Annotated in this window: 23 protein-coding genes; 12 read left to right on the forward strand and 11 right to left on the reverse strand. The window is 69.5% G+C overall.

From position 1 onward, the window contains the following. Positions 1–53: 53 nt before the first annotated feature. Entirely contained in the window at positions 54–1,208 is a 1,155-nt protein-coding gene (locus ACWEOO_RS35880) for a phosphotransferase (RefSeq protein ID WP_452146843.1), read from the reverse strand. A 53-nt stretch (positions 1,209–1,261) separates the two neighbouring features. Here ACWEOO_RS35880 and ACWEOO_RS35885 point away from each other — a divergent pair, with 53 nt between their 5' ends. Continuing rightward, positions 1,262–1,696: a hypothetical protein gene (locus tag ACWEOO_RS35885; RefSeq protein ID WP_359926345.1), complete on the forward strand. Its 435-nt coding sequence runs from the start codon at positions 1,262–1,264 to the stop codon at positions 1,694–1,696. Positions 1,697–1,723: 27 nt separating this feature from the next. On the opposite strand, the gene trhA is transcribed toward ACWEOO_RS35885, so the two are convergent. Next, complete coding sequence (gene trhA, locus ACWEOO_RS35890; RefSeq protein WP_355476956.1) at positions 1,724–2,419, reverse strand: PAQR family membrane homeostasis protein TrhA; 696 nt, start codon at positions 2,417–2,419, stop codon at positions 1,724–1,726. Between the two features lie 259 nt (positions 2,420–2,678). Here trhA and ACWEOO_RS35895 point away from each other — a divergent pair, with 259 nt between their 5' ends. The 3 genes from ACWEOO_RS35895 to ACWEOO_RS35905 all read left to right on the forward strand — a co-directional run bounded on the left by ACWEOO_RS35895 (position 2,679) and on the right by ACWEOO_RS35905 (position 7,125). Then, complete coding sequence (locus ACWEOO_RS35895) at positions 2,679–3,458, forward strand: isoprenyl transferase (protein WP_359926342.1); 780 nt, start codon at positions 2,679–2,681, stop codon at positions 3,456–3,458. A 1,439-nt stretch (positions 3,459–4,897) separates the two neighbouring features. Further along, complete coding sequence (locus ACWEOO_RS35900) at positions 4,898–6,229, forward strand: PhoH family protein (protein ID WP_359926339.1); 1,332 nt, start codon at positions 4,898–4,900, stop codon at positions 6,227–6,229. A gap of 194 nt (positions 6,230–6,423) precedes the next feature. Further along, the gene (locus ACWEOO_RS35905; RefSeq protein WP_359926336.1) at positions 6,424–7,125 is read left to right on the forward strand and encodes an aggregation-promoting factor C-terminal-like domain-containing protein; all 702 of its coding nucleotides are present in this window, start codon (positions 6,424–6,426) and stop codon (positions 7,123–7,125) included. A gap of 65 nt (positions 7,126–7,190) precedes the next feature. On the opposite strand, the gene ACWEOO_RS35910 is transcribed toward ACWEOO_RS35905, so the two are convergent. After that, positions 7,191–7,766, reverse strand: coding sequence for a hypothetical protein (locus ACWEOO_RS35910; protein ID WP_452146844.1), 576 nt, complete (start codon positions 7,764–7,766; stop codon positions 7,191–7,193). 519 nt (positions 7,767–8,285) lie between these two features. Between ACWEOO_RS35910 and ACWEOO_RS35915 the strand changes: the two genes are divergently transcribed. The 4 genes from ACWEOO_RS35915 to ACWEOO_RS35930 all read left to right on the forward strand — a co-directional run bounded on the left by ACWEOO_RS35915 (position 8,286) and on the right by ACWEOO_RS35930 (position 11,283). Beyond that, positions 8,286–8,933, forward strand: a complete 648-nt coding sequence (locus ACWEOO_RS35915; RefSeq protein ID WP_452146845.1) for a spermine/spermidine synthase domain-containing protein — start codon at positions 8,286–8,288, stop codon at positions 8,931–8,933. Between the two features lie 70 nt (positions 8,934–9,003). Continuing rightward, positions 9,004–10,407, forward strand: coding sequence for a class II fumarate hydratase (locus ACWEOO_RS35920; protein ID WP_452146846.1), 1,404 nt, complete (start codon positions 9,004–9,006; stop codon positions 10,405–10,407). Continuing rightward, on the forward strand, positions 10,404–11,069 hold the full coding sequence (locus tag ACWEOO_RS35925) for a DUF402 domain-containing protein (RefSeq protein ID WP_452146847.1): 666 nt from the start codon (positions 10,404–10,406) through the stop codon (positions 11,067–11,069). The genes ACWEOO_RS35920 and ACWEOO_RS35925 overlap by 4 nt, the downstream gene beginning before the upstream one ends. Positions 11,070–11,124: 55 nt before the next feature. Then, on the forward strand, positions 11,125–11,283 hold the full coding sequence (locus tag ACWEOO_RS35930; RefSeq protein ID WP_355476938.1) for a hypothetical protein: 159 nt from the start codon (positions 11,125–11,127) through the stop codon (positions 11,281–11,283). A 7-nt stretch (positions 11,284–11,290) separates the two neighbouring features. On the opposite strand, the gene ACWEOO_RS35935 is transcribed toward ACWEOO_RS35930, so the two are convergent. Together ACWEOO_RS35935 and ACWEOO_RS35940 are read right to left on the reverse strand one after the other, a co-directional pair. Next, complete coding sequence (locus ACWEOO_RS35935) at positions 11,291–11,719, reverse strand: nitroreductase/quinone reductase family protein (RefSeq protein ID WP_452146848.1); 429 nt, start codon at positions 11,717–11,719, stop codon at positions 11,291–11,293. Between the two features lie 52 nt (positions 11,720–11,771). Then, the gene (locus ACWEOO_RS35940; RefSeq protein WP_452146849.1) at positions 11,772–13,490 is read right to left on the reverse strand and encodes a fumarate hydratase; all 1,719 of its coding nucleotides are present in this window, start codon (positions 13,488–13,490) and stop codon (positions 11,772–11,774) included. Between the two features lie 74 nt (positions 13,491–13,564). On the opposite strand from ACWEOO_RS35940, the gene ACWEOO_RS35945 reads away from it, so the two are divergent. Then, positions 13,565–14,254: a DUF1707 SHOCT-like domain-containing protein gene (locus tag ACWEOO_RS35945; RefSeq protein ID WP_452146850.1), complete on the forward strand. Its 690-nt coding sequence runs from the start codon at positions 13,565–13,567 to the stop codon at positions 14,252–14,254. 10 nt (positions 14,255–14,264) lie between these two features. Here ACWEOO_RS35945 and ACWEOO_RS35950 read toward each other — a convergent pair whose 3' ends face one another. Then, positions 14,265–14,747, reverse strand: a complete 483-nt coding sequence (locus ACWEOO_RS35950) for a hypothetical protein (protein ID WP_452146851.1) — start codon at positions 14,745–14,747, stop codon at positions 14,265–14,267. A gap of 75 nt (positions 14,748–14,822) precedes the next feature. On the opposite strand from ACWEOO_RS35950, the gene ACWEOO_RS35955 reads away from it, so the two are divergent. After that, complete coding sequence (locus ACWEOO_RS35955) at positions 14,823–15,632, forward strand: hypothetical protein (protein WP_452146852.1); 810 nt, start codon at positions 14,823–14,825, stop codon at positions 15,630–15,632. On the opposite strand, the gene ACWEOO_RS35960 is transcribed toward ACWEOO_RS35955, so the two are convergent. Next, the gene (locus tag ACWEOO_RS35960) at positions 15,574–16,362 is read right to left on the reverse strand and encodes an ABC transporter ATP-binding protein (RefSeq protein WP_452146853.1); all 789 of its coding nucleotides are present in this window, start codon (positions 16,360–16,362) and stop codon (positions 15,574–15,576) included. The genes ACWEOO_RS35955 and ACWEOO_RS35960 overlap by 59 nt on opposite strands. Further along, positions 16,350–17,678, reverse strand: a complete 1,329-nt coding sequence (locus ACWEOO_RS35965) for a 2-isopropylmalate synthase (protein ID WP_452146854.1) — start codon at positions 17,676–17,678, stop codon at positions 16,350–16,352. Before ACWEOO_RS35965 ends, ACWEOO_RS35960 begins: the two co-directional genes overlap by 13 nt. A gap of 188 nt (positions 17,679–17,866) precedes the next feature. Here ACWEOO_RS35965 and ACWEOO_RS35970 point away from each other — a divergent pair, with 188 nt between their 5' ends. Beyond that, positions 17,867–18,535 (forward strand): FadR/GntR family transcriptional regulator, encoded by a 669-nt coding sequence (locus ACWEOO_RS35970; RefSeq protein WP_452146855.1) that lies wholly within the window; start codon positions 17,867–17,869, stop codon positions 18,533–18,535. Here ACWEOO_RS35970 and ACWEOO_RS35975 read toward each other — a convergent pair. From ACWEOO_RS35975 to glpX, 3 genes are read right to left on the reverse strand one after another with little or no spacing between them, the layout of a single operon-like run. After that, positions 18,532–19,002 carry a hypothetical protein gene (locus ACWEOO_RS35975; protein WP_452146856.1) on the reverse strand — a complete coding sequence of 157 codons (471 nt, stop codon included), beginning with the start codon at positions 19,000–19,002 and terminating at the stop codon, positions 18,532–18,534. The two genes, ACWEOO_RS35970 and ACWEOO_RS35975, sit on opposite strands and share 4 nt — an antisense overlap. Before the next feature lie 2 nt (positions 19,003–19,004). Beyond that, positions 19,005–19,949 carry a carbohydrate kinase family protein gene (locus ACWEOO_RS35980; protein WP_452146857.1) on the reverse strand — a complete coding sequence of 315 codons (945 nt, stop codon included), beginning with the start codon at positions 19,947–19,949 and terminating at the stop codon, positions 19,005–19,007. Continuing rightward, positions 19,946–20,980 (reverse strand): class II fructose-bisphosphatase, encoded by a 1,035-nt coding sequence (gene glpX / locus ACWEOO_RS35985; RefSeq protein ID WP_363717381.1) that lies wholly within the window; start codon positions 20,978–20,980, stop codon positions 19,946–19,948. The genes ACWEOO_RS35980 and glpX overlap by 4 nt, the downstream gene beginning before the upstream one ends. Before the next feature lie 69 nt (positions 20,981–21,049). Here glpX and ACWEOO_RS35990 point away from each other — a divergent pair, with 69 nt between their 5' ends. After that, a complete protein-coding gene (locus ACWEOO_RS35990; protein ID WP_452146858.1) occupies positions 21,050–21,676 on the forward strand; it encodes a DUF4245 domain-containing protein in 627 nt (208 codons plus the stop codon). Positions 21,677–21,846 lie beyond the last annotated feature (170 nt).

Below are 21,846 nucleotides of genomic sequence, written 5' to 3' on the forward strand. Positions count from 1 at the left end.
TATGGATACAGGGTGACGGGCCGTTCGTTGCAGCTGTGACACGACTGAAATGTTCAGATCACCGGCGACACCAGATCGACCAGCGTGCGCGTCAGCAGTACACGCTCCTCGAACAACTCCAGCGATGCGTCCGCGGTACCGAACTGCTCCAGCGGCAGCGCGGTGAACGCGGCGCGGACGAGCAGCGAGCCGAGATACCCGTACAGCACCTGCTCCTCGTCCACCTCCATACCGTCTTCGCGCAGCCCTTCCTGAAACGCCTTCAGAATGACTTCGTGTACTGCGGGCAGCGCCTCCGGCGACAGCTCGCCCGCGTGGGCCAGCCCGATCAGCAACTGCCCCAGGTCGAATCCGGCCGCCTGCGGGCAGTCGAAACCCCAGTCGATCGCCACGAACTCGTCCGGGCTGTCGTGCGGTACCAGCAGGTTCTGCGGGCTGGCGTCACCGTGCTGGTAGCACTGCGGCAGCGCGTCGAGCGTGTCGAGGACCGTGGGAATGCGCTCGCCCAGGGCGAGCAGATCGTCCCGCAGGGCGTGCTCGTGGAGGTTGCACACCGCCGCCGCGAGCAGCGGCTGCCGCCAGCATTGCGGGTCGGCGAGGACCGGCAGTGCGGACTTCATGACGCGGCCGTTCGCGTAGTAGCGCAACGCCGCACCGGGTGTGCTGGAGACCTCCCTGTCGAGCAGCGGCTCGACGAGGTGCGGTTGGCGGCGCGCGGACAGCCGGCCGAGCAGGTACGCCGCCCGCTCGAAGCGCTCCAGCGGCCACGGGCCCCATTCCTGGACGACGTTCTCCATCCACACCGTGCCGCGGTCGTCGTCGTACAGGTTTATGCGGTAGGCCTTCGCGAGCCGCAACCCGTCGGGCATCAGATCGCCGACGCCGCTGCGGTGCACGGCGATCTCCAGCTGCCAGGGCATGTAGTCGATGAAGCTCTGCCGGTATTCGATCGGCACGAACCGGATGATCGGTGAATGCCGGACCGACTGGAGCTTCTTCACGAAGCACGACCAGCCGGCGCCGTCGGCCGTCGTACCGAAGACGCGGTGCAGGGACTCGGTGCTCGGCGTGCCGATCGGGTAGTCGACGGGCTCGACCCGGACCGCGCCCGCGACGGCCGCCGGATCCCCGGTGATCGTCCGCACGAGCGCCGCCAGGTCGTCGGCCCCCAACGCGTCCCGGCCCAACGGTGCGAGTTCGGTGATCATGTTCCCCCCAAGGAAGTAAAGTCACCTTACTATCGGCATAGTAAAGTGGCTTTATGACCTCCGTCAACGACGATCCCCGGGTCGACCACGTGGCCGGACTGCTCGGGCAGGCCTTGCGCCGAATCCGCGCGGAGATCCTCGCTGACTCCGAGGCCCACTTCCCCGGCCTCCGGGTCTCGCACTACCGCCTCCTCGAACTGATCCCACCCGAAGGCGCCCGCATCACCGACCTCGCCGAGGTAGCGACAATGACCAAACAAGGCCTGGGCCAACACGTCGACTACCTGCAAAAACTCGGCTACACCGAGTCCGACCGCCTCCCCGACGACCGCCGCGTTCGCCTGGTCCGCCGCACCCCGCTGGGCGACGAGGCAGTCGCCTACAGCCGAGCCGCCATAGCCCGAGTAGAAGCCACCTGGACAGCCCAACTAGGCCACACCCGCTACGCAGCCCTACAACAAACCCTCCGCGAACTAGGCACCCAATAGGCCCGTAGCCCGGCGTACGGCGGGTGGTCAGCCGGCGTGGTATGTCGCGATGCTGACGGCGATGTAGTGGCAGATGAAGGCGGCCACGGTGAAGGCGTGGAAGATCTCGTGGAAGCCGAACCAGCGGGGGGAGGGGTTGGGGCGCTTGGTGCCGTAGACGACGGCGCCGATCGAGTACAGGCCGCCGCCGACCGCGATCAGCGTGACGACTGCCGCGCCGCCGGTGTGGTAGATCGCGCCCATCCAGAAGATCGCGACCCAGCCGAGGGCCAGGTAGATGGGGGTGTAGATCCACCGAGGCGCGCTGAGCCAGAAGATCCGGAACAGGATGCCGAGCACCGCGCCGCCCCAGACCAGGCTGAGCATCAGCACCCGGTCCTTGCCGTGCAGCAGCACCATGCCGAGCGGGGTGTAGGTGCCGGCGATCAGCAGGAAGATGTTGCTGTGGTCGAGCCGGCGCAGGATCGCCTCACCGGTCGGGCCCCAGTAGAACCGGTGGTACAGCGCGGAGATGCCGAACAGCAGCATCGATCCGGCGGTATAGACCGCGGCCGCCCAGCGCGCGTTCGCGTGCGGGGCCAGGCAGATCAGCACGATGCCGGCGGCGGTGGCGAACGGAAAGGTGCCGGCGTGCAACCATCCACGAAGTTTGGGCTTGAGCGGTCCGAGCCGGCCGGAGAGCCGGTGCCCGAGGTCCTGGGGCTGGGCGCTGGTAGCGGTCATCGCCGTCCTTTCGAGGGGAGTCCGGGCGGTTCATACCTACGCAACCGTAACCTACGGAACCGTAGGTTGCATCGGTCGGAAGAATGAAATGTAGGCGAAGTCACCCGGGTGCTGCAGCACTCCCGCGCTTACGATGCACGAACTCACCGAAAAGTTCGAGCTTTCCGGCAGCTTTCCGTGAGCCGCTCCAGGGCCTCTCACCGGCGGCGTTTCTGGGCTAGCCTCGTGACCGAGAGTCTTTGAGGAGAGCACCCTGCCCATGCGGACACCTGGCAAGCAGAAGCTGCGCGGCGCGATCTACGGCCTGTACGAGCGTCGGGTCCGCCGGTCCCTGTCACCGGACCGGATCCCGCGGCACATCGGCGTCATCATCGACGGCAACCGGCGCTGGGCCCGCCAGGTCGGCGATCCGGTGTCGCGCGGTCACGAGGCCGGGGCGAACAAGATCTCCGAGTTCCTGGAGTGGTGCGACGACGTCGGCGTCAAGGTCGTCACGGTGTGGATGCTGTCCACCGACAACCTGACCCGCCCGGCCGAGGAACTCGAGCCGCTGCTGCGGATCATCGAGCAGACCGTCGAGGAGCTGACCGCGATCGGCCGCTGGCGGATCCACCCGGTCGGCGCGCTCGACCTGCTGCCGGGCACGACCGCCGAGGCGCTGAAGGCGGCCGAGACGGCGACGCACGACAACCAGGGGATGCTGGTCAACGTCGCGGTCGGGTACGGCGGGCGGCGCGAGCTGGCCGACGCCGTCCGCTCGCTGCTGCTCGAGGAGGCCGCGAAGGGCATCTCGATCGAGGAACTCGCGGACCGCGTCGACGTGGAGCACATCGCGCGGCACCTGTACACGAAGGGCCAGCCGGATCCGGACCTGGTCATCCGGACGTCGGGTGAGCAGCGCCTGGGCGGCTTCCTCCTGTGGCAGAGCGCGCTGAGCGAGTTCTACTTCTGCGAGGCGCTGTGGCCGGACTTCCGGCACGTCGACTTCCTGCGCGCGATCCGGAGCTACGCGCAGCGAGAGCGTCGCTTCGGGACGTAGTGCCGCGCCCGCACCGCGAGCACGTCGTACGGCGCCGCAGGTAGTACGCGTACGTCGCCACGCCCAGCGCCGCGCCCCACGCGATCCAGAGGATGCCCGGCGCGTTGGCGCCCCACATGTCGCCGTCGAGCGGGGCCTGGGTGTTCATCAGCCCGGCCGGGATCAGGACGACCGACACGATCGAGGCCGGGACGATCGCGAGCAGCGGCGGTACGCGGCGGCCGGCCTTGAACCAGATCCACCGCGGGTACACCTCGCCCCACCGGTGCACCAGGCCGTGCGTGAGGACGCCGCCGCCCAGGCCCAGGACGGCCAGGCCGAGGCCCATCTCGAGCATCCCGGGCGTGTCGGCCATCATCCGGTGGAACTCGCCGGTGATGCCGAGCGGCCAGCCGAAGTACCAGGCGATCCGGGTGAGCTCGTACGGAAGGTTCGCCACGACCGCGATCGCGACCGCCCAGCGGCCCCACCGGAGCGCAGCCTCCGGGCGCTTCCAGGCGGGCTCCGCGGCGCCCTGGCCGCAGGAGACGCACGCCTCGCGGCTGCGCCGGTGGTACGCGAGCGCCGTCGCCGCCCAGAGCACCCCGCCGACGAACAGGATGATCAGATTCACCCGGTGCCAGTACAGGATGTCGCCGACGCCGTCCTGCGGCCCCGGTACGCCGGTGAAGGCGAACACGATCAGTGCCGGCGCCATGGCGACCACCGCGACCAGCGTGTAGTCGGGTACGACGAGCGCCAGGCCGACCGCGAGCACGGCGGCGATCGCCTGCAGGATCGATCCGCGCGGCCTGGTGTGCGTCATCACGAGCGCGAGAACGGCGCCGCCGAGGCCGATCGCCGCCATCACGGGGGCGACGACGTGCACCGGCATACCTTCCAGGATCGACGCCGTGGACAGGTCGTCAGGGACCCGCGCGAACGGGTAACCGGCGCCGCCGAAGGTCCAGTACAGCCCGAGTACGCCGTACACCAGGGACCAGAGCGCGGTCGCGTACCCGGTCCACGTCGGCCAGTTCCTTGTCATGCTCCGAGTCATGCCCCGAGCCTCGTCGCGCGGCCGCCGGACCGGATCACCCGGCGGAGTGACGTGGATCCCCCGCGTGAGGGGGAAAGGCGTAACACCGTGTTAACCCCGTGGCCGGGCGTGTCGGGCTGCGCCGTTTGCAGGAGGCTCCTACCCTGACAATGACGGTCGGAGGGGAAGCCGGCTGTCCGGGAGGCCCGATCAGCTTGAGAATCGTTCGCCAGCCGGTAGCCCCATGAGGGGCCGAACGGAGTACCCGAGACGTCAGGTCTCGATCTCACTGATTCCCGTCGTTGCGTACGCGGCACGGCGGACGGGGTCTGCACCAGACCCCGAGGGCGGCACCCGGTCCACCTAACCACTGGTCGGCCGGGGCGAGGGTGCACGTCACGGCCAGAAGAGGACGTGCGACATGGCCGACAATGCCAAGGCGTCAAGTACCTCATCCACACCGGCCCAGCGCACATTCGTGCTGGACACCTCGGTGCTCCTCTCGGACCCGCACGCGATGCTGCGGTTCGACGAGCACGAGGTCGTCGTCCCGGTGGTCGTCGTCACCGAATTGGAGGCCAAACGGCATCACCCGGAACTCGGCTACTTCGCCCGTACGGCGCTGCGACTGCTCGACGAGCTCCGGATCCTGCACGGACGTCTGGATGCGCCCCTGCCAGTGGGGGAGAAGGGTGGAACCCTCCGGGTCGAGCTGAACCACACCGACCCGGAGACGCTGCCGGCCGGTTTCCGGCTCGGCGACAACGACAGCCGGATCCTGGCCGTGGCCTGCAACTTCATGGCCGAGGGCAAGGACGTCACGCTGGTCTCGAAGGACCTGCCGATGCGGGTCAAGGCGTCGGCGTGCGGCCTGCTCGCCGAGGAGTACCGCGCCGAGCTGACGCTGGAGTCCGGCTGGACCGGGATGGCGGAGCTCGAGGTCGAGACGCACGTCGTGGACGACCTGTACGAGAACGGTTCGGTCGAGCTGCCGGCGGCCGGCGAGTTCCCGACCCACACCGGGCTGGTGATGCTGTCCGACCGGGGCAGCGCGCTCGGCCGGGTGATGCCGGACAAGCGGATCCGGCTGGTCCGCGGCGACCGCGAGGCGTTCGGGATCCGCGGCCGGTCGGCCGAGCAGCGGGTCGCTCTGGATCTGTTGCTGGACCCGGACGTCGGGATCATCTCGCTCGGCGGCCGCGCTGGTACCGGTAAGTCCGCGCTCGCGCTGTGCGCCGGGCTGGAGTCGGTGATGGAGCGCCGCCAGCACAAGAAGGTGGTCGTCTTCCGGCCGCTGTTCGCGGTCGGCGGCCAGGAGCTCGGGTACCTGCCGGGCAGCGAGTCGGAGAAGATGCAGCCGTGGGCCCAGGCCGTGTACGACACGCTCGGCGCGCTCACCAGCGGTGACGTGATCGACGAGGTGATCGATCGCGGGATGCTCGAGGTGCTGCCGCTGACCCACATCCGCGGGCGGTCGCTGCACGACGCGTTCGTGATCGTGGACGAGGCGCAGTCGCTGGAGCGCAACGTCCTGCTCACGGTGCTGTCCCGGGTCGGCGCCAACTCGCGGGTGGTGCTCACCCACGACGTCGCCCAGCGGGACAACCTGCGGGTCGGCCGGCACGACGGCGTGGTCGCGGTGGTCGAGCAGCTCAAGGGGCACCCGCTGTTCGCGCACGTGACGCTGACCCGCTCGGAGCGGTCGCCGATCGCGGCGCTGGTCACCGAGATGCTGGACGATCTGCAGCTGTGACCGGGCCAGACGGTACCTGTAAGGAGCGTTACGTTTCTTAGGTAATAGCTTTCTGTAAAGCGAGAGTAAGAACGGTGCGGTCGCCACGCGGCGGCCGCACCGTTCGTTCGTGACCTGCTTGTGATCACGGACGGTTTACGTCAGAGTATGTTCTCGTTGCAGCCGACGGGGGTCGGGTTTTCTCGGAAGGACAGATGAAAGCGAAGCGCTCCGTCGCGGTTCTCGCAGTCACCGGAATCGCCGTGGTCTCCGTTGTCGCCGGTGTCGACCTCTTCAGCTCTCCTGGGAGCAGCAGTGCGTCGGAGAAGGTGTCCGGGCGGGCCGAGATGGCCGTGCTGAACAGCGGGAAGGCCATCCCGTCCGCGACCACGCCGTCGGCCAAGGAGAAGTCGGCCGCCGAGATCGCCGCCGAGGCGGTCCGGATGCGGAACCAGGTCGAGGCCATCGAGCAGCAGCGCACCGCGCTGCAGGACGCGGCCGACCAGAAGATGAAGGCCAGGAACACGGCTTTGCTGCGCTACAAGGCACTCAAGGAGGCGAGCCGGGACGCCGCCGAGGAGCGGGCCAGCCGGGACGCCGAGCGGAAGAAGTACGAGGGCACGCCGAAGGAGGTCGCGATGAACCTCCTCCCCGACCACGGCTGGAGCCAGAGCCAGTTCAGCTGCCTGGAGAAGCTCTGGAACAAGGAATCCCGCTGGAAGGTCAACGCCGACAACCCGACGTCGACGGCGTACGGCATCCCGCAGGCGCTGCCGGGCAACCGGATGGCGGCGTACGGCAAGGACTGGCGCACCAACCCGGTCACCCAGATCAAGTGGGGCCTGGACTACATCGAGGCCACGTACGGCTCGCCGTGCAAGGCGTGGAACCACTCCCAGAACAGCGGCTGGTACTGATCACCCGATGCCGTTACGTCCGAAGAGGTGGCGAGACGCACTCGCACTTCTTCGGACGTAACGAGTCAGTGGGGTTGCCAGCCGCGTGCTGTGAGGGCAGCGCGGACCTGGTCGAGGAAACGCTCGGGGTCGGTACGGAGGCCGACTACGGGGATCCGCAGTACGGACGACCGACGGGTCGTGAGGTTGTTCTGCCGTAAGGCGTCGGCGATCGTCACCGGAACGTGCAGGTGATGAGCACCTTCGATCTCCACCACCAGGTCGTACTCGGTCCACTCGTTGTCGACCACGGCCCAACCGTCCCCGAGATCGTGAACCACCTGGCGATCTGGTTCCGGCAAACCGGCCGCCCTGCACATCCGAGCGAAGTCAAGTTCTGCCATCGACTGCACGCCACCTTGGAGATCGACGAGGAGCCGGAGGAGGAACTTGCGCCTGCGGTGTCGCCGGACGTTTGCCATCGCCTCGTCCAACGCAGCTACAGTGACCAGCCGCTGCTGTACTGACATCGTCATTATCAGCGCGGCCTGGCGGTCGGAGGCGGCCCACAGCGCGCCCCGGACAGCCGCTACGGCCGGTCGGACTCGCGGAATGCCGGCGACGACGACATCCGTGCTGACCCGGCGCCGGGTTTCGTGCACCACAACTCCTGGCCACCGCCTCGGTTTTCCGGACTTGGGCATCGAGACATGAATGGCTGGTTCGGTGAAGCCAGTCAGTCCGGCCGCTTGGAGTGCGGTGACACCGTCCAGAGCCGCGCGGGACCCGACTTCGATCAATGCGGTCCACCAACGTCCTCGCTCGCAGAGCCCACCTGTGATGTTGCTGATCGACTGCGGTCCGCGCGTCGACCAACGGCCGGAACGGAGCTCGGCCTTGACGTCCCAGCGCCCGAGTCCGACGGCGTACAACTGCCTGCGACTCGCAACGCCGTACTGCTGCGTGAACAGCTCGCGGCTACGCTCGGCTCGTTGCCGCCGATGACGCGCCGCCCGAGATCCGCCTCCTTCCAACATCCGCGAGAGTTTCCCCTCCGCACCCCCGCTCCCGCCACTACTCCCTCCCGCCCCTGTGGACAACCGCCTTACGTCCGGAGATGCGGCGGGAAGTCTCGCGACTTCTTCGGACGTAGCGGGATGTGTGGATGGGAGGATGGTGGAGTGCGGGAGATTGCGCGGGTGCGTGGTGAGCGCGGAGAGCTCGTGCTGCGGCGCCGGGAGGACGACGGGGCGCTGGAGCTGCGGGTCAACGGTGTATTCGTGATGGACGACCGGGAGACGTCGAGCGAGGAGTTGCTGGCGTCGGCTGCGCTGGAGGCGGTGCAGCGGCCGGACCGGGTGCTGGTCGGGGGACTCGGCCTCGGGTACACGGTCCGCGCGCTGCTCGCCGACGACCGGCTCGGCGAGGTGGTGGTCGCGGAGATCGAGCCGGACCTGGTGTCGTGGATGCGCTCCGGCCTGGTCCCGTCGATCCTCGACGACCCGCGGGTCGCGGTCGTCGTCGGCGACGTCCGCGCGGTCGTCACGGACCTCCCCGACGCGTCCGTCGACGCGATCCTGCTGGACGTCGACAACGGCCCGGACTTCCTTGTCTACAACGAGAACTCGACCATCTACACGTCCGGCTTCCTCACCACCTGCCGGGCCAAGCTGCGCGCCGGCGGCGTCCTCACCGTGTGGTCCTCGTCCGCGTCGACCGCCCTGGAGACCGCCGTCGGCGCAGTGTTCGGCACGTGCGACGTCAAACCCGTGCCGGTCCAGCTCCAGGGGCGCGACGAGCTGTACTACGTCTATCAAGGCGCCTCGTAGTCGTTGTGTCGTTGTCCACAGGTTGCCGATCGAACGGTTCCGGCAACGGTGAGCGACGTACTCTGCAGGTATGGGTGATGACGTGGAATTCCGGATCGAGCACGACACGATGGGCGAGGTCAAGGTGCCCCGCGACGCGTTGTGGCGGGCGCAGACGCAGCGCGCGGTGGAGAACTTCCCGATCTCCGGGCGGCCGCTGGCGCCGGAGCTCGTGCACGCGCTCGCCCAGATCAAGGCCTCCGCCGCGGTCGTGAACGCGTCGCTCGGGGTGCTCGACGCCGACCGGTCCGCCGCGATCGCGGCCGCCGCGGACCAGGTGACCGCGGGGCAGTTCGACGCGGAGTTCCCGATCGACGTCTTCCAGACCGGTTCCGGCACGTCGACGAACATGAACGTCAACGAGGTCCTGGCCACCCTCGCCACCCGCGCGCTCGGCGCCGACGTGCACCCGAACGATCACGTCAACGCGTCGCAGTCCAGCAACGACACCTTCCCGTCGGCGATCCACGTCGCCGCCACAGCGGGTGTCGTCCAGGAGCTGCTGCCGGCCCTCGAGCATCTCGCGGATTCCCTGTCCCGCAAGGGATCCGAGTTCGCCGAGGTGGTGAAGTCCGGGCGCACGCACCTGATGGACGCGACGCCGGTGACGCTCGGGCAGGAGTTCGACGGGTATGCCCAGCAGATCCGCCGCGGCGCCGCGCGCGTCCGGGCCACGCTGCCCCGGGTCGCCGAGCTGCCGCTGGGCGGGACGGCGGTCGGCACCGGGATCAACACACCGCCCGGGTTCGCGGCAGCCGTCATCACCGAGCTGAACCGCCGCACCGGGCTGGAGCTGACCGAGGCCGAGGACCACTTCGAGGCCCAGGGGGCGCGCGACGGACTGGTCGAGCTGTCCGGGCAGCTGAAGACGGTCGCGGTCAGCCTGACGAAGATCTGCAACGACCTGCGCTGGATGGGCTCCGGGCCGCGCGCCGGGCTCGGCGAGATCGCGCTGCCGGACCTGCAGCCCGGGTCGAGCATCATGCCCGGCAAGGTGAACCCGGTGATCTGCGAGGCGACGCTGATGGTCGCCGCGCAGGTGATCGGCAACGACACCACGATCACCGTGGCCGGTGCCGGCGGCAACTTCGAGCTGAACGTGATGCTCCCGGTGATCGCGCGCAACCTGCTCGAGTCGATCAGCCTACTGGCCAACAGCTCCCGGCTGCTCGCCGACCGCTGCGTCGACGGCATCACGGCGAACGTCGGCCACGCCCGCGCGCTGGCCGAGTCGTCCCCGTCGATCGTGACGCCCCTGAACCGCTACATCGGGTACGAGAACGCCGCCGCGGTCGCCAAGAGCGCCCTGAAACAAGGCAAGACGATCCGCGAGGTCGTGATCGAGAACGGGCACGTCGAGAAGGGCGACCTCACCGAGGAGCAGCTGGACGCGGCCCTCGACGTCCTGTCCATGACCCGGCCGGCGCAGTCGTGACGTTCTGGGAGCCCGGCACGACGATCGAATGGGTGTACGAGGTCCCCGGACAGCACGCCGACAAGCCGCTCGTGCGGCCGATGACGGTGGTGCGGGACGACGCGGACGGGCTGGTCGCCTGGCTCGCACCCGGGACGCCGTTGCTCAAACCGGTCCTCGTCGACGGGCGCGAGATCCGGCACGCCGGTCCGGTCGCGATGTTCACCGCGGAGCGGGTGCTGAAGCTCGACGTCTGGCGCGGGACCGGGATCCTCAAGGTGTCGCCGCCCGGCAAGCCGTGGTCGGTCTGGTACTTCTGGGACGCCGACGCGACGTTCCGCGGGTGGTACGTGAACCTCGAGCGCGAACACGTCCGCGACCGGGCGGCACGTCGTACGAGCACGGTCGATCATGTGCTTGACCTGTGGATCAACCCGGACCGCACGATCGAGTGGAAGGACGAGGACGAGCTCGAGGGAGCGGTCAGCGCCGGACGTTTCAGCGCGGCCGAGGCCGAGCGGATCGTCGCCGACGCGCACCTGGCGATCCGCGACATCGAGGCCTGGACCGCGCCGTTCTCCGACGGCTGGGAGTCCTGGTCGGCGCCGCCGGCCTGGCGGCTGCCCGTCGCGCCGACGACGCATCAGCCGACCTGGATCGCCGAGGAGCTGCACAGCCGCTGACAACAGGTAGGTCACGAGCGCTTGTCACCGGCGGGATTGGTCTTAGCTTGGAAGTATGTACACCATCGAGCTGCAGGCCGACGAGCTTCAGATGCTGCGCTCGGCCCTTGGGTGCTACCTCCAGGCGTTCGGGCACAACGAGGCAGACCTGGTCAAAGCGGCCAGAGCCCTGCTGATGAAGCTCCCGGAGGAGATCGAGACCAAGGCCGGCTGAGCGGGGGTCAGTCCGGGGCGGGCTCCAGGACGGCGACGGGGATCGTCCGCCCTGCCTTCGTCGCGAACCGGCCGATCCGCGGGTCCTCGCGGAGGATGACGTCGGTCCACACCGTGCTCCGCTCGGGCTCGGTCAGTTCCCGCGCGTGCATCCGCCGGTGCTCGGCGCCGATCTGTACGTCGGTGCTGTCCGCCGCCCGCAGGTTCCGGAACCAGTCCGGGTCCTGGGGCGAGCCCGACCCGGTGCCCCAGACCACGAGCCCGTCCGCCGTCTCCAGGTACCGCACGCAGGTCGACCTCGGTACGCCGGTCCGCCGGCCGGGCGTGGTGAGCATCAGGACGTGCACGTCCTTGCTGCCGCTCGCCAGCCGCCCGTCCAGCGTCCGGTACATCCACACGCCGACCCGGTTCCCCATCCGCAGCATCCGCCGCCCCATCGCCCCACCCCCGGTTCCGAGGGTGGGGCGATCGGCTCACCAGGTCAACGGTTCAGCTGCGCGGACGGACCGTGAGCGGGACCGGCTTGCGGGTGTCGGTGAAGAAGTCGTTGCCCTTGTCGTCGACCACGATGAACGCGGGGAAGTCCTCGACCTGGATCTTCCAGATCGCCTCCATGCCGAGCTCCGGGTACTCGATCACGTCGACGGACTTGATGCAGTCCTGCGCCAGCCGCGCCGCCGGCCCGCCGATCGAGCCCAGGTAGAACCCGCCGTGCTCCTTGCACGCTGCCGTCACCTTCGCCGACCGGTTGCCCTTGGCAAGCATGACGAACGAGCCGCCGGCCGCCTGGAACTGGTCGACGTAGGCGTCCATCCGGCCCGCGGTCGTCGGCCCGAAGGAGCCGGACGCGTAACCCTCTGGGGTCTTCGCCGGACCTGCGTAGTACACGGCGTGGTCACGCAGGTACTGCGGCATCGGCTCGCCCGCGTCCAGCCGCTCCTTGATCTTCGCGTGCGCGATGTCGCGCGCCACCACGAGCGGGCCGGTCAGCGACAGCCGGGTCTTCACCGGCAGCTTGGACAGCTCGGCGCGGATCTCGCTCATCGGCCGGTTCAGGTCGACCCGGACGACCTCGGCGTCGTCGAGGTGCTCGTCGGTCGTGTCCGGCAGGAACCGGGCCGGTTCCCGCTCCAGCTGCTCGAGGAACACGCCCTCCGGCGTGATCTTGGCCAGCGCCTGCCGGTCCGCCGAGCAGGACACCGCGATCGCGACCGGGCAGGACGCGCCGTGCCGCGGCAGCCGGATCACCCGGACGTCGTGGCAGAAGTACTTCCCGCCGAACTGCGCGCCGATCCCGAACTCCTGCGTGAGCTTGAAGACCTCCTCCTCCAGCTCCACGTCCCGGAACCCGTGCCCGAGCGGCGATCCGCTCGTCGGCAGGGTGTCCAGGTAGTGCGCGGAGGCGTACTTCGCGGTCTTCAGCGCGTACTCGGCCGAGGTCCCGCCGACCACGACGGCCAGGTGGTACGGCGGGCAGGCCGCCGTACCGAGGGAGCGGATCTTCTCGTCCAGGAACTCCATCATCCGCGACGGGTTCAGCACCGCCTTGGTCTCCTGGTAGAGGAACGACTTGTTCGCCGAGCCGCCGCCCTTGGCCATGAAGAGGAACTTGTACGCCGGGTCGCCGGAGCCGGCCGGTGTCGAGTAGAGCTCGATCTGGGCCGGCAGGTTGGAGCCGGTGTTCTTCTCGTCCCACATCGTCAGCGGGGCCATCTGCGAGTAGCGCAGGTTCAGCTTGGTGTAGGCGTCGTACACGCCGCGGCTGATCCACTCCTCGTCGACCGCGCCGGTGAGCACGCCCTCGGACTTCTTGCCCATCACGATCGCGGTGCCGGTGTCCTGGCACATCGGCAGCACGCCGCCGGCCGAGATGTTCGCGTTCTTCAGCAGGTCGAGCGCGACGAACCGGTCGTTCCCGGACGCCTCCGGGTCGTCGATGATCCGCCGCAGCTGCGCGAGGTGCGCGGTCCGCAGGTAGTGCGAGATGTCGTGCATCGCCTCCGCGGTCAGCGCCTGCAAGACCTCGGGCTGCACCTGCAGGAACGTCCGGTCGCCTGCGGTGAACGTGCTGACACCCTCCGTCGTCAGCAGCCGGTACTCCGTCTCGTCGGCACCCAACGGCAACAGGTCGGAGTAGTTGAAGTCGGCAGACACCGGGCATACCTCCACACAGACTGGACTGGACGCCCAAAGGCTACCGCTCACCATCAGGGGCCGGATCAGGGGTGAATCGGGGAGGAAACGGGTCTGCGGGCGGGGGTGGGCGCGCGTATGGTTCAGGCGTGGCTCAGGATGATGTTCCCCAGGAGAACCGACCGCAGGATGTCGTGCCCGCGCAGGCCGGTGACGATCCGGTGCTGCGGCGGCGGGTGTCCGATCTCGAGCGTGAGGAGGTCGCCGACATCCTCCGCGACGCCGCGGGCGAGGGCCGGCTGTCCTACACCGAGCTCGAGGACCGCCTCGAGACGCTGTACGCCTCCAAGACGTACGGCGAGCTCGTCGAGCTGACCGCCGACCTGCCCAACGGGCCTCGCGCGCAGACCACGCCGGCCACCACCCCGCAGTACGGCGGTGCGCTGGTGGAGTCCGGGCCCGTGATCAACGTGTTCATGTCCGAGTCCAAGCGGACCGGGAGCTGGCTGGTCCCGCAGCGCCAGGAGATCAACGCTGTGCTCGGGGACGTCACCCTCGACTACACCGAGGCGCAGATCCCGTTCAACGAGGTTCACATCGACGTGAAGTCGATCCTCGCCGACGTGAAGATCCGCGTACCGCAGAACGCGATCGTCCTGCTGGACAGCAACCCGATCCTCGGCTCCGTCTCCGAACAGGAAGCCGGACTGAAGGCGGTCCCGGACCCGAACAGCCGGCCGGCCGAGCCGAAACGCTTCCACATCCGCGGCACGGCGATCCTCGGCGAGATCAAGATCAAGCGCGGCCCCCGCCTGAGCAAGCGCCTCGGCCTGACCTGACCGGCGCCGGCTAGGGAGTCGGGCGCTGCTCCTCCAGCAGTTCGCCGAGCCACAGGCGGAACGCTGAGAGGTCGTTGACGTGCTGCTGGGTGAGGACGAGGTTCTTCGCCCAGACGTTCTTCGGCTGCACCGGCAGTTGCCGCGCCAGTTTCGGCCCGGCCACGAAACCGATCGATCCGACCTCGCTCCACGCCATGAACCGCCGGTGTCCGACGTGGATCCCCCGGTGGTCGACGACGACGACCGGGCGCTGGGTGACGAGCTGCCAGACGATCATCACCGCGATACCGACGTACCCCGCGATCAACAGGTAGGCCAGATACCGCCAGGCCCCGTCGTCGAGCATGTCCGGCAGCCGGCCCGCCGTGAAGAGCGCGAACGCCGCCAGGTACAGGACCGGGAACATCGAGAACCCCCAGCGGCGCAGCGGGAACTCGACCCGGCCGTTCCGGTGCCACTCGACCATCCACGCCTCAGGCAGGCGTTCACCCATGACGCTCATCTCGCCCCCGCCCTCACAACTCCACCCCTGGAGCAGAACCAACTGTAATGCACCACACTTGGCGGCATGCGGCGACTTCGCGGGGCGCTGAGCTGGGCGTTCGTCCGTGGTCCGGCGGCGGCGTACGCGCTGGCCGACTCCGGCTCGTCGCTGTTCGGCATCGGCGCCGTGCTGGCCATGGCGCTGGTCGCCGCGCTCGGCGCCGGTATCGGTGCTCTCGTCGCACTCGTGACCGGCCGGCCGGTGGACGACGCGGCGTTCGTCGGCGGGATGATCGGCCTCGGCACGGTGACCGCATACCTGGTACTGATGCTGGTCGTCGTCGGCGTCCTCTGGATCAGAGGCGTCAGCCCGACCGAGACGGCGACCGGCGAGAAACCGGCCGGGCGACACGCCGCGGCTGCCTACGGATGGCGGCGGCGTGGCGAGCCGCTCGTGCCAGGCAGCCTGGTGCTGTTCTTCCTGATCGTCGCGGTGCCGTTCGGGTCCTTGGGCCTGCACGCCCGGAGCGCGGGCCGTCCTGCGGAGCAGCCAACCGCGATCACCAACGGGACCGTAGTGGTGATCCATGAGCCGGGGTTGCTGGACAAGAGTTCGGGCACGGTGGACATCCGGTACTCCGTCGCCGGGGCCGACCACACGTTCGAGACGGACCGGGATGCCGGCGACCACACCTTCCGGCTCGGCGACCTCGTACCCGTCGAGTACGTCGTCGCCGAGCCGGCGAAGGGCCGCGCCGTCTGGGCGGTCGAGTCGGCGCGCGAGGACACGGTGTTCTGGCTGTGGCTCGCCGGGATCTGCGCCGCGCTCGGCCTGATCAGTGGTGCCGGGTACCTCGTCGGGCGGTGGCGGTCCAGCGCCCGTCGTGGCGGTTGATCTCGATCGGATGGTCGAACGTCTGCGAGATGCGATCCGTCGTGAGTACGTCGTCAGCCGGCCCCGCGGACAGGACCCGGCCGTCGCGGAGCAGCGCGGCATGCGTCGTACAGGTCGGAAGCTCCTCGAGGTGATGGGTGACCAGGACCCACGCCAGGTGCGGGTGGCTGAGGTGGATCTGGTCGAGGGTCTCCAGTAACTGCTCGCGCGCGGCGACGTCCAGGCCGGTCGACGGCTCGTCCAGCAGCAGCAACCGCGGATCCGAGATCAGCGCGCGGGCGATCAGCGCCCGGCCACGCTCACCCTGCGACAGCGTGGTCCACGACGAACCGGCCAGCGCGCCGATCCCGAGCAGGTCGATCAGCTCCAGAGCGCGGGCTTCCTGCGCGGGAGTCGGCTCCCACCGCGGCATCCGCTCGATCGTGCCGGTGAGCCCGGTCAGGACGACGTCCCGGATGCTCGACGGCGACCGCAGCAGATGCCGTGGATTCACGTGCCCGATGGACTCGCGCAGGGTACGGATGTCGACCGTACCGAGCCGGCGTCCGAGGATCTCGACCGTGCCGCGGGTCGGGTGCGTGACCGCGCCGCACAGGCCGAGCAGCGTGCTCTTGCCCGCGCCGTTCGGCCCGAGCAGCGCCCACCGCTCACCTTCGCCCGCGGTCAGCGACACCCCGGACAGCAACAGCTTGCCGTCCCGGACGAAGTCGACGTCCTTCAGTTCGAGCACCCGTAGACCTCCTCGTACAACGCCTTCAACTCCGCCGCACTCGCTTCCCGCCCGGTCGCGTCGGTGTGCCGCTGCACGTGCCGCGCGAACTCCCGCTCCTGCTCCGGCGACAGGCGGATGCCGTACACAGACTCCAGCACGTGGGCGATCCCGCCCTTGCCGGACTGGCTGTTCACCCGGACGACGGCCTCGTACCCACGCCCGACGTCCGCCGGATCGATCGGCAGGTACGGCACCTCCCACGCTCCCGGTCCCTGGACGGCGAACCCCTTCCGGATCGCGTCCTGATGGGTCCCGGAGAAGGCCGTGTAGACGAGCTCCCCGACGTACGGGTGCCGCGGGTGGATCGGCATCCGCGTGCAGTACTCCACCACCGAGCGGATCCCGTCGATGTCGGAGAAGTCGATCATCGGGTCGACGCCCTGGGCGTGCAGGTTGAGCGCGAGTGTGGCGATGTCGACGTTCCCGGTGCGTTCCCCGTTGCCGAAGACGCAGCCCTCGACGCGTTCCGCCCCGGCCAGCACCGCCAGCTCCGCGCACGCGATCCCGGTGCCGCGGTCGTTGTGCGGATGCACCGACAGGATGACGCCGTCGCGACGCGGCAGGTTCTTGTGCATGTACTCGATCTGATCGGCGTACACGTTCGGCGTCGCGGCCTCGACCGTGGCGGGCAGGTTCAGGATCACCGGCCGCTGCGGTGTCGCGTCCCACTGCTTGGTGAGGTGGTCCGCCAGCTCGAGCACATAGTCCGGCTCGGTCAGGTTGTACACCTCGGGCGAGAACTGGAACCGCACCGAGTCCCCGGCCAGCCGCAGGATCTCCTCCGAGCCGGCGTAGATCATCGACGCCAGCTCGTCGCGCGACTTCCGCAGGACGACGTCGCGCCACACCGGCGCGGTGGCGGCGTACAGGTGGATGACGACGTCGCCGCGCATTCCCGCGACCGACTCGACGGTCCGCTCGATCAGATCCTTGCGGGCCGGGGTGAAGACGACGATCGTGACGTCCGGCGGGACGAGATCCGACTCCGCGAGCAGCCGGACGAAGTCGAAGTCGGTCTGCGAGGCCGACGGGTAACCGACCTCGATCTCCTTGTAGCCGATGGCAACCATCAGCTCGAAGAACCGGCGCTTGCGCTCGGGGTCCATCGGGTCGGCCAGGGCCTGGTTGCCGTCCCGCAGGTCGACCGGCACCCAGAGCGGCGCCTGCGTGATCCGGCGGTCGGGCCAGGTGCGGTCGACCGGCGCGACCGGGACCCTGGCGAAGATGTCGCGGTACCGGTGGCTGGGCATGGGGGAGGGTTGCTGACGGTTCATGCGTGGGTCCTTCCAACGAGTCCGGGGAGGACCGGCGGACGACTGCACTCCACGGAGGGAGCGCCGGTCGAATCAGCTCCCGCCGTGGCGGCCGAGGAGGAGGACGAGACGCGGAAGCGAGCGCATGCCGAGCACGCTATCAACTCCTCAGACAAGCTGACAACTCAGATCCCTCTAGACTGGCCCGCATGATTCGCCGTCACCCGCTCGCCGAGCAGGCTGCCGAGGAGCTGTTGCGCCGGATCGGGAGCGGTGAGTGGGCGCTCGGCGCCAAGCTTCCCGGTGAGACCACACTGGCCGCCCAGCTCGGCGTCGGCCGGTCCACGATCCGCGAGGCGGTGCGGGAGCTGGCCGGCCGCCGGGTGCTGGAGAGCCGCCAGGGCGCGGGCGTGTTCGTGATCGCGCTGCAGGCCGCCGAGGACTGGGACAAGGTCCTGCGCAAGGCGGACATCACCGACGTCCTCGAGGGCCGGCTCGCGATCGAGACCGAGGCCGCCCGGCTGGCCGCGTCCCGCCGGACGCCGGCGGACCTGAAGAACTTCCGCTACACGCTCGCGGACCGCAAACGGGCGGCCGTGAACGCGCCCGACGACTGGTACATCGAGGCCGACCTCGCGTTCCACCGCGCGGTCGTGACGGCCGCGCACAACGCCGTACTGACCGAGCTCTTCGACACGTTCGTGCCGCGGATCCGGCGGGCGATGATCGACATGCTCAAACTCGACGAGGAACACCGGCACCGGCACGACCAGGCCGCCCACGAGGCGATCGCCGACGCGATCCGCGTCAAGGACCCGGACCTGGCGGCGGCCCGCTCCCGCGAACACCTCGCCGCCGTCCGCAGCTCGGTGAACTAGTCGCGGTGCTGCTCGTGGAGTGCGCGCAGCCAGGGGGTGAGGGCTTCCAGGTCCTCGACGTTGTCCTGCGGGATCGAGATCGGCCGGGTACGCCGGTCAGCCGGGTTGACCTGGATTGCGCGCGCCAACGGCCAGCCGGCGGGCTCGTCGATGCTCGTGATGCCCGACCACCGCAGGCTACGGCCCCTGGTGATGCCCTCGGCGTCGACCGTGATGACCGGGCGGTTCGTGATCAGCTGCCACGCGGTCAGGCCGGTGCCGTACACGAACGCCGCGAGCGCGGTCAGCCGCAGGACGCCGAGTGCGCCCGAGACGCCGTCCGCGCGCAGATGGTCGATGTTCGTCCACGCCGACAGCACCATCAGCAGGCCGAACGCGGCCAGGCGCACCGCCAGCCGGCCGCGGCGCGGCCGGAAATCCACACTGCCGTTGGACTCCAGTTCGGAGGTCCACGCTTCGGCGGACACCCTCAGGAACCCCACTTCTCCGTGTGCTCGGCCGCGGTCGGCGGGTCGGCGCCGTGGCGGGTGCAGGTGATCGCCGCCGCCTTCACCGCGTAGTCCACGACCTCCCGCAGCTCCTCGGCGGTCATCCCGGCCAGCCGTCGCCCGCCGAGCAGCCCGCGGGTGAGCAGCCCGGTGATCAGGGCCGCCATCAGCGAGTCGCCGGCGCCGACGGTGTCGACCACCTCGATCGGCGGCGCGGGAACCTCGACCCGCAGACCCCGGCCGACGCCCAGCGCGCCGCTGCCGCCGCGGGTGATCACCACGCACTGCGTCCGCTCGGCCGTCAGCAGCTCCGCCGCGATGTCGTCGAGCGAGACACCGGGACGGAAGAACGCGCAGTCCTCGTCGCTCAGCTTCACCAGGTCGGACAGGGCCGCGAGCTCCCGGACGGCGGCCCAGGCCGGCACCGGGTCGGGAGTGATCGCCGGCCGTGCGTTCGGGTCCAGCGTGACCGTCACGGGCTGGTCGGCCACCGTCTTCAGGAAGTCGCGGATCGCGGTCGCCCCGGGCTCGAGCATCATCGCGATCGACCCGGTGTGGATCGCCGGGCAGCCGCGGGTCAGCGACAGCGCCGGCGGATCCCAGGTCATGTCGAACTTGTAGCTCGCCACCCCGTCGGCGTCCAGGGTCGCGGTCGCGGTGCTCGTCCGGACGCCGGGATCGACCGTCCCGGGCGCGAGCTGGACGCCGTTGCCGAACAGGTGCGCGCCGAGCAGGTCGCCGTACGGATCGGTGCCGAAGCGGGCCACGAGCTCGGTCGGCACGCCCATCCGGGCCAGCCCGACGGCGACGTTCGCGGCGAACCCGCCGGGGATCGCCTTCGGCTTGCCGTTGCCGTTGCGGAACTTTCCGGCGGTGCCGACGATGTCCACGAGAGCCTCGCCGATGACGAGGACGGGTGTGCTCATCGGGCGTGCTCGAAGTCGATGGCGGAGTAGGCGCGCAGCTTCTCCAGCTGGTGGACGCTCTCGATGCTGCGGATCGTGCCGCTGCGCGAGCGCATCACGAGCGAGTGGGTGCGCGCGGTGGAGCGTCCGTAGCGGACGCCGCGGAGCAGTTCGCCGTCGGTGATCCCGGTCGCGACGAAGAAGCAGTCGTCGCCGCTGACCAGGTCGTCGGTGTCGAGCACCCGGTCCAGGTCGTGGCCGGCGTCCAGCGCCTTCTGCCGCTCGGCGTCGTCGCGCGGCCAGAGCTTGCCCTGGATCTTCCCGCCGAGGCACTTCATCGCGCAGGCGGCGATGATGCCTTCCGGCGTACCGCCGATACCGAGCAGCATGTCCAGACCGGTGTCCGGCCGGGCCGCCTCGACCGCGCCGGCCACGTCGCCGTCGGAGATGAACTTGATCCGCGCGCCGGTGGCCCGGATCTGCGTCGCCAGTTGCTCGTGCCGCGGCCGGTCGAGCAGGACGACCGTGACGTCGTCGACCGTGCTGCCCTTCGCCTTCGCGACCCGGCGGATGTTCTCCGCGACCGGCAGCCGGATGTCGACCACCTCGGCCGCCTCCGGACCGACCACGAGCTTCTCCATGTAGAAGACCGCGGACGGGTCGTACATCGAGTTCCGCGGCGAGACCGCCATCACCGCGATGCCGTTGGCCATGCCCTTCGCCACCAGCGTCGTACCGTCGACCGGGTCCACCGCCACGTCGCACTCCGGGCCTTCACCGGAGCCGACCTGCTCGCCGTTGTAGAGCATCGGGGCGTTGTCCTTCTCGCCCTCGCCGATCACCACGACGCCGTTCATACCGACAGTGCCGATCAGCGTACGCATCGCGTTCACCGCCGCGCCGTCGGCGCCGTTCTTGTCGCCGCGGCCGACCCAGCGCCCGGCCGCCATCGCGGCGGCCTCGGTGACCCGGACCAGTTCGAGGGCGAGGTTCCGGTCGGGCGCGTGCGCCTCGACCTCCAGGTGGGCAGGTGGTGTGGTCGGGTCGGTCATGTCAACGGATCGTAGCCAACGCCCCTGGCCGGTGTTCGGGCGGATTGCGCGTCGCGAGACACTGTGGGCATGAGTTCGACAGGTCAGGGAGCGTCCGACGACGCCGCGGCGCTGGAGAAGGCGCGGGAGCGGGCGCAGATCCGGGCCGAGGCGAACGAGTACCGGCAGGCGTACCGGCGGGACAAGCGCAAGTCGCAGACCGTCGGGAACATGGTCTTCGCGCTGGTGATCTGCCTCGCGGTGGTCGCGTTCCTGATCACCGTGACCTGGCGGCCGAAGACCGAGGAGAAGCCCAACGCCGTCTCGTACACGGCCCAGCTGGAGGACGCCCGCAAGGCCGCCGCCTGGGTGCGCGGGCCGGAGCCGATGCCGTCCGGGTGGACCGCGACCAGCGTGGAATTCCGTACGCCGCAGCAGGCGCCGATCACCTGGCACCTCGGGGTCGTGACGACCGAGAAGAAATACGTCGGCCTCGAGCAGTCGAATGTCAGCGGCGGGAAATTCGTCTCCGACAAGCTCGGCCGGACGTCGGACGACGGCACCGCGACGGTCGCCGGCGTCAGCTGGCAGCGCAAGGTGCTGCTCGACCGCAAGAACGAGAACGCCTTGATCCTGGTGGGTTCCGGGGTGACGACGATCGTCGCCGGAAATGCCGGATATCCGGCCCTGGAAACGTTCGCTGCCGCGCTGCGCTGATTCCGGCCCGCCCGGCGGGTCCGCGGGAATGCCCATTTTTCGGGCAATTCCGACCACTTTCCGGACGCACGTTGACACGCGCCGTCGGCGAGCGGTTCGATCGAAGCTCGGCTTGCGCACGCTCGGGGACAGCAGAAGGGGCCGTTCCATGGTCACGCCGTCCCGAGTGG

The sequence above is a fragment of the Kribbella sp. NPDC004138 genome, from assembly GCF_053603655.1.